This is a genomic window from Synechococcus sp. BO 8801 (genome assembly GCF_002252675.1).
Taxonomy (GTDB): Bacteria; Cyanobacteriota; Cyanobacteriia; order PCC-6307; family Cyanobiaceae; genus Cyanobium.
Map to the genome: position 1 here is coordinate 1 of NZ_NQKY01000041.1, position 6534 is coordinate 6534.

Genomic DNA, 6534 nt, shown 5'->3' on the forward strand with positions numbered 1-6534 from the left:
GCGCCCCGTTCGCCGCAGGCTCCTTGCCGGCCGCAGGCTTCGGGGTGGCGGGGGTGGGAGCCGGCGTGGCCGGGGCGGCGGTCCGGGTCACGGGGGCCGGGGCGGCGGGAGCCGCCGGTGCGCCCGAGAAACTGCGGGAGAGGGCGTCGCCGAAGGGCGTGCCGCCACAGGCGGAGAGCAGCAAGGGCAGGCTCAGCAGGGGTCCCGCCAGCGAAAGGGGGGGGCGGGGATGGGCCATCAGCTGGCCGCGGGCTTGATCACCCGCACGGCGCTGGCCCGCAGGCGACCGGACTTGGTGGTGGCGGGGGGCTTCTTGGCGGCGGCGGTGGTCGTGCCGGTGGCCTTGGCGGCCGCGCTCCTGGTGGAGGGGGCCTTGGCGGCTCCCGTCTTGGCGGCGGTCTTCCTGGCGGCGGGCTTGGCAGCGGCCTTGGTGCCGGCCCGGGCCCGGGATGCCCCCTTGCCGCTGGCGGCCTTGGCGGCCAGCAGCTCCACCGCCTGATCCAGGGTGATGGTGTCGGCGGTGGTGCCCTCCGGCAGGGAGGCGTTCACCTTGCCCTGCTTGACGTAAAGGCCGTAGGGACCGTCGAAGAGCTGGATGGCCTCCTCGGAGCCTTCGGGCACCCCCAGATCCTTCAGGGCCGTGCGGCCGCCGCGGCCCTTCTTGGGCATGGCCAGCAGCTCCAGGGCCCGGCTCAGCCCCACCGCCAGGACATCGTCCTCGGCCTTGAGGGAGCGGTAGTCCTTCTCGCCCTTGCCCTTGTCGTGGACCACGTAGGGACCGAAGCGCCCCAGCCCGGCCTGCACCTTGCCGCCGTCGGGATGCTCCCCCAGGTGGCGGGGCAGGCGCAGCAGCCCCAGGGCGTCCTCCAGGCTGAGGTCCTCGGGCTTGACACCCTTGGGCAGGGAAGCCCGCTTGGGCTTGGGCACCTCCTCGCTCACCTGGCCGCGCTGGACGTAGGGGCCGTACTGGCCGAACAGCAGGTACACCTGCTCGCCGGTCTCGGGGTCCTCGCCGAGGGACTCGGGCCCCTCAGCCTTCTGGCGCAGCAGCAGCTCGGCCTTCTCGGCGTCGAGATCGGCCGGGGTGATCTCCTGGGGCAGGGTGGCCTTGAGCAGCTCCTCGCTGCCGTCGTCCGCCACCCGCTTGGTCTCCAGGTAGGCGCCGAAGCGGCCGATGCGCACCACGCAGGGCAGGCCCTCCAGCACCACCGTGCGGGAGATGCCGGGGTCGATGTCACCCTCCCGCTGCTGCACCTGGGTCTCCAGGCCCTTCTCCCCCTTGTAGAAGTTCTCCAGGTAGGGCAGCCAGGACACCTTGCCCGTGGAGATCTCGTCGAGGGTGTGCTCCATCTTCGAGGTGAAGGCCGTGTCCACCAGGTCGGGGAAGTGCTCCTCCAGCAGGGCCGTCACGGCGAAGGCCGTGAAGCTGGGGGTGAGGGAGTTGTTCTGCAGGGTGGCGTAACCCCGATCGACGATGGTGCCGATGATGCTGGCGTAGGTGGAGGGGCGGCCGATGCCCTCCTTCTCCAGGGTCTTGACCAGGGCCGCCTCGCTGTAGCGGGCGGGGGGCTGGGTCTGGTGGCCGAGGGCCTCGACGCCCCGGCAGAGGGGTGCGTCACCGACGGCGAGCGAGGGCAGCAGCACCTCCTGGCCCTCCAGGGCCGCATCGGGGTCGTCGCTGCCCTCCACGTAGGCGCGGAAGAACCCGGCGAAGTCGATGCGCTTGCCGCTGGCCCGGAAGGTGGCGCCCGCCGCCTCGATGTCGACGGCCAGCAGGGTGAGCCGGGCATCGGCCATCTGGCTGGCCACGGTGCGCTTCCAGATCAGCTCGTAGAGCGCCAGGTCACGGCCGTCGAGGCCGGTGTCCTTCGGGGTGCGGAAGCTCTCGCCGGCGGGCCGGATCGCCTCGTGGGCCTCCTGGGCGTTGCGGGCCTTGGTGCTGAACTGGCGCGGCGCCGGGCTGAGGAACTCCTTGCCGTACATGGCGCCGACGCAGTTGCGGGCCGCCGTCAGGGCCTGGTCGGAGAGGTGCACCGAGTCGGTGCGCATGTAGGTGATGAAGCCGCGCTCGTAGAGGGCCTGGGCCGTGCGCATGGTGTCGCGGGCCGAGAGCCGCAGCTTGCGGTTGGCCTCCTGCTGCAGGGTGCTGGTGGTGAAGGGGGGCACGGGCTTGCGCACCGTGGGCTTCTCCTCCACCGCCGCCACCCGCCAGGGGGAGGTTTCGACGGCGGCCTTGAGCGCGGCGGCCTCGGCCTCGCTGAGCAGCTTCACCTTGCTGCCGGGCTTGAGGCCGCCGGTGGTCTCGTCGAAGTCGGAGCCGCCGGCGATGCGCTCGGCCCCCACGTGGGTGAGCTTGGCCTCGAAGGGCGAGGCCGTCTGCTCCAGACGGGCCTTGAGATCCCAGTAACTGCCGCTGCGGAACGCCCGCCGGGCCCGCTCGCGCTGCACCAGCAGCCGCACCGCCACCGACTGCACCCGGCCGGCGGAGAGGCCCCAGGCCACCTTCTTCCAGAGCAGGGGCGAGAGGGTGTACCCCACCAGCCGATCAAGGATCCGCCGGGTCTCCTGGGCATGGACCAGCTCCATGTCCAGGTCGCGGGTCTGGTCGAGGGCGCGGCCGATCGCCTCCTTGGTGATCTCGTGGAACACCATCCGCTTCACCGGCACCTTCGGCCCCAGGAGCTGGAGCAGGTGCCAGCTGATGCTCTCCCCTTCCCGGTCCTCGTCCGTGGCCAGCAGCAGCTGGTCGGCGTCCTTGAGGGCGTCCTTGAGCTCCTTCACCACCTTTTTCTTGTCCTTCGGCACCACGTAGAGGGGTTCGAAGCCGTTGGCGGTGTTGACGCCGAGGTTGGCCCACTTCTCGCCCTTGTGGGCGGCCGGAATCTCGCTGGCGTTGTTGGGAAGATCACGCACGTGGCCCATCGACGCCTCCACACGGAAGGTCTTGGGCAGGAACGCCCGGATGGTGCGGGCCTTGGTGGGGCTCTCGACGATGACCAGGGTGTGGGCCACGGGAAGGCGCGATACCGCTTCCTTCTTTATCGCATCGACGGGCCCGGCGGGTATCCGGGCACCAGACCGCCCCTCCAGATGGCGGCTACAGTCCGCCACATCGCGCGCCTACCCGAACCCTGTGGCCGACCTGTTTCTGGCAGCAGCGAACTCCGCCACCACCGCCGCTTCCGCCGCCGAGGCCATCGTCTCGGGTCTGGGCACCGGCGCCCTTGCGCTGCAGCTGAACGCCGGAGCGATCGCTCCGGAGGCGGCCGTGCTGCTCACCCTGGTGGTGTGCCTCGTCGTCGACCTGGCCGGCGAGAAGGCCGCCAGCCGCTGGGTGCCGCCCATCTGCTACGGCGGCCTGGGCGCCTCCCTGGTGCTGCTGGCCCTGCAGTGGAACAGCCCGCTGGAGCCTTCCTTCCTGGGCTCCTTCCTGGCCGACAACCTGGCCATCGCCTTCCGGGCGGTGGTGGCCGCCTCCACCCTGATCTCCCTGCTGCTGAGCTGGCGCTACGTGGAGCGCAGCGGCACACCGATGGGGGAATACGCCGCCATCCTGCTGGCCGCCACCCTGGGGGCCATGTTCCTGTGCGGCTCCACCGACCTGGTCAGCATCTTCATCTCCCTGGAGACCCTCTCGGTCGCCAGTTACCTCCTGGCGGGCTACATGAAGCGGGATGCCCGCAGTTCCGAGGCGGCCCTGAAGTATCTGCTGGTGGGATCGGCCGCCGCCGCGGTGTTCCTCTACGGCGCCTCGCTCCTCTACGGCCTCAGCGGTGGTGCCACCAGCCTGGCCACCATCGGCCAGGCCCTGCAGACGAGCGCCTCGCCGATCACCGCCCTGGCCCTGGTGTTCGTACTGGCCACCGTGGCCTTCAAGATCGCCGCCGTGCCCTTCCACCAGTGGACGCCCGACGTCTATGAGGGTTCCCCCACCCCCGTCGTCGCCTTCCTCTCGGTGGGCTCGAAGGCGGCTGGCTTCGCCCTGGCGGTGCGGCTGCTGGTGGGCTGCTTCGAGAGCTTCGATGCCCAGTGGAAGTTCCTGTTCACCGTGCTGGCGGTGCTGAGCATGGTGCTGGGCAACGTGGTCGCCCTGGCCCAGACCTCGATGAAGCGGATGCTGGCCTACAGCTCCATCGGCCAGGCCGGCTTCGTGATGATCGGCCTGGTGTGCGGCACCGAGGACGGCTTCTCGGCGATGGTGCTCTACATGGCGGCCTATCTGTTCATGAACCTGGGCGCCTTCGCCTGCATCATCCTCTTCTCACTGCGCACCGGCAGCGACCGCATCGCCGACTACGCCGGCCTCTATCAGAAGGATCCCCTGATCACCCTGGGCCTGAGTCTGTGCCTGCTCTCCCTCGGCGGCATCCCGCCGATGCTGGGCTTCTTCGGCAAGATTTATCTGTTCTTCGCCGGCTGGGCCGACCACCAGTACCTGCTCGTCGTGGTGGGTCTGGTCACCTCGGTGGTGTCGATCTACTACTACATCTCGGTGATCAAGATGATGGTGGTGAAGGAACCCCAGGAGGCCTCCGATGTGGTCAAGGCCTATCCCGCCATCACCTGGAACCTGGCCGGCATGCAGCCGCTTCGGGCCGCCCTGGTGGGCTGTGTGGTGATCACCGCCGTGGGAGGGGTGCTCTCCAGCCCCCTGTTCGACTGGGCCAGCTCCACCGTGGCCGGCACCCCGATCCTGCAGCAGGCCATCGCCGCCGCCGCCATCGCCCCGCTGGGCTGATTCGGGGGCAGATTTCCCTAGCCTGGCGGCCATGGAGTCCCTCCCCCCACCGGTGGCCGAACTGGTCCACGTCTCGAAGGTCTACGGCAGCGGCGACACGGAGGTCCGCGCCCTCGACGACCTGTCCCTGACGGTCCAGCAGGGCGACTACCTGGCCGTGATGGGGGCCAGCGGCTCCGGCAAGAGCACGGCGATGAACATCCTCGGCTGCCTGGACCGGCCCAGCTCCGGCAGCTACCGGCTCAACGGCACCGATGTGGACAGCCTCGACGACGACGAGCTGGCCGACCTGCGCAACCAGCAGCTGGGCTTCGTGTTCCAGCAGTTCCACCTGCTGCCCCAGCTGAGCGCGATCGACAACGTGATGCTGCCGATGATCTATGCCCGTGTCCCGAAGGAGGAGCGGCGGCGACGGGCCCTGGCGGCCCTCGATCGGGTGGGCCTCTCCCACCGGCTGGAGAACAAGCCCAACCAGCTCTCCGGGGGCCAGCAGCAGCGGGTGGCCCTGGCCCGGGCGATCATCAATGATCCGGCCATGCTGCTGGCCGATGAGCCCACCGGTGCCCTCGACTCCCACACCACCGAGGAGGTGCTGAGCCTGTTCGGTGATCTCAATGCCCAGGGGATCACCATCCTGCTGGTGACCCATGAAACCGAGGTCGGCGCCAGGGCCGACCGGGTAGTGCACTTCCGCGACGGCCGCATCAGCGCCTGAGGCGCCCTCAGCCCGGCGTCGGGCGGGCGGCGGGGGGCACGCCCAGCTTCTCCCCGGGCAGGGGCAGGGGGGAGCGGGGACGCTCCAGGGTGGCGATCAGCTGTCCCATCAGCAGGGCCACCGCGTCGGTGGGACCGCTGCCGTCCGCGCCGCCCAGGCCGGCGAACAGGCCGCCGCCCGGGTCGAGATCGCCCGGATCGGTGGCCACCCAGCCGCCGTCCTGGGGCAGGCGCAGCTCGAAATGCAGGTGGGGCCCGGTGCTCAGGCCCGTGCTGCCGACCCGGCCGATCACCTCGCCCTGGCGCACCATCTCCCCGTCCTTGACGTAGAGCTCGGAGAGGTGGCCGTAGAGGGTGCGGCGCCGGGGCCGGTCGTGCTCCAGCTCCACCGCCAGGCCGTAGCCGCCGGCCAGGCCGCTGCTGACGACGCGTCCGGAGAGGGCGGCCACCACCGGCGTGCCCTCTGGCGCCGCCAGATCACGGCCGGCGTGCATCAGCCAGCTGCCCAGAACCGGATGCAGGCGATAGCCGAAGCCGCTGGTGGTGACGGCCGAGCCGATCAGGGGGAAGAGCAGCCGCTGGTTGCCGTTGCCGATGATCGGGGCGGGCCGGGGGGTGACGCGGAAGACGTCGGTGAGCCGGAAGCTGCCGCCGGCGCCGGTGAGCAGGGCGCTGACGGGCACGGTGATCGGCGGCAGGGGCGAGGCGTCGAAGCCGAAGCCGCCGAAACCGGCGCCGCGACCCCCGGCCACCAGATCCCCCTCGCCCAGTCCGTCACTGAGGCCATCCTTGCGGCCGCGGCCGATGATGATCACCCCGGTGCTGCACTCCTGGGCCGAGAGGGCGCCGGCCCTGCAGGCCCGGCTGCGGGTGGCGGCCTCCTGCGGCGACAGCAGCGAGCCGCGCACCCGCACCCGCTCCGCGGGGGTGACGACCCCCTCCCGCACCAAGGCATCGAGGGAGGCATCGAAGCGGCGGGGCGGCTCCGGCCGGCGGTCCGCCGTTCCGGGCCGCAGGGTGGCCGGGGGGGCTTCCCCGGTGACCGGGGGCGGGGGGGCCAGGGGCTGCACCGGCGTCTGGAA

Annotated in this window: 4 protein-coding genes and 1 pseudogene; 2 read left to right on the forward strand and 3 right to left on the reverse strand. The window is 71.0% G+C overall.

Going from position 1 to position 6534, the window contains the following annotated elements; translation table 11 throughout:
• Together CJZ86_RS16300 and topA are read right to left on the reverse strand one after the other, a co-directional pair.
• A pseudogene (locus CJZ86_RS16300) lies at positions 1-238 on the reverse strand (hypothetical protein); the annotation flags it as partial.
• Positions 238-3012: a type I DNA topoisomerase gene (gene topA / locus CJZ86_RS16305; protein ID WP_094587459.1), complete on the reverse strand. Its 2775-nt coding sequence runs from the start codon at positions 3010-3012 to the stop codon at positions 238-240. The gene topA and the pseudogene CJZ86_RS16300, both read right to left, overlap by 1 nt.
• Before the next feature lie 184 nt (positions 3013-3196).
• Here topA and CJZ86_RS16310 point away from each other — a divergent pair, with 184 nt between their 5' ends.
• Together CJZ86_RS16310 and CJZ86_RS16315 are read left to right on the forward strand one after the other, a co-directional pair.
• Positions 3197-4738: an NAD(P)H-quinone oxidoreductase subunit N gene (locus tag CJZ86_RS16310; RefSeq protein WP_094587461.1), complete on the forward strand. Its 1542-nt coding sequence runs from the start codon at positions 3197-3199 to the stop codon at positions 4736-4738.
• 31 nt (positions 4739-4769) lie between these two features.
• Complete coding sequence (locus CJZ86_RS16315) at positions 4770-5453, forward strand: ABC transporter ATP-binding protein (protein WP_094587460.1); 684 nt, start codon at positions 4770-4772, stop codon at positions 5451-5453.
• Between the two features lie 7 nt (positions 5454-5460).
• Here CJZ86_RS16315 and CJZ86_RS16320 read toward each other — a convergent pair whose 3' ends face one another.
• Positions 5461-6522, reverse strand: a complete 1062-nt coding sequence (locus CJZ86_RS16320; protein ID WP_502690443.1) for a M23 family metallopeptidase — start codon at positions 6520-6522, stop codon at positions 5461-5463.
• Positions 6523-6534: the final 12 nt, after the last annotated feature.

What these genes read in the sequence shown, in the direction of transcription:
- CJZ86_RS16315 (WP_094587460.1), top strand. Translation starts at nt 4,770, where the DNA reads ATGGAGTCCCTCCCCCCACCGGTGGCCGAACTGGTCCACGTCTCGAAG.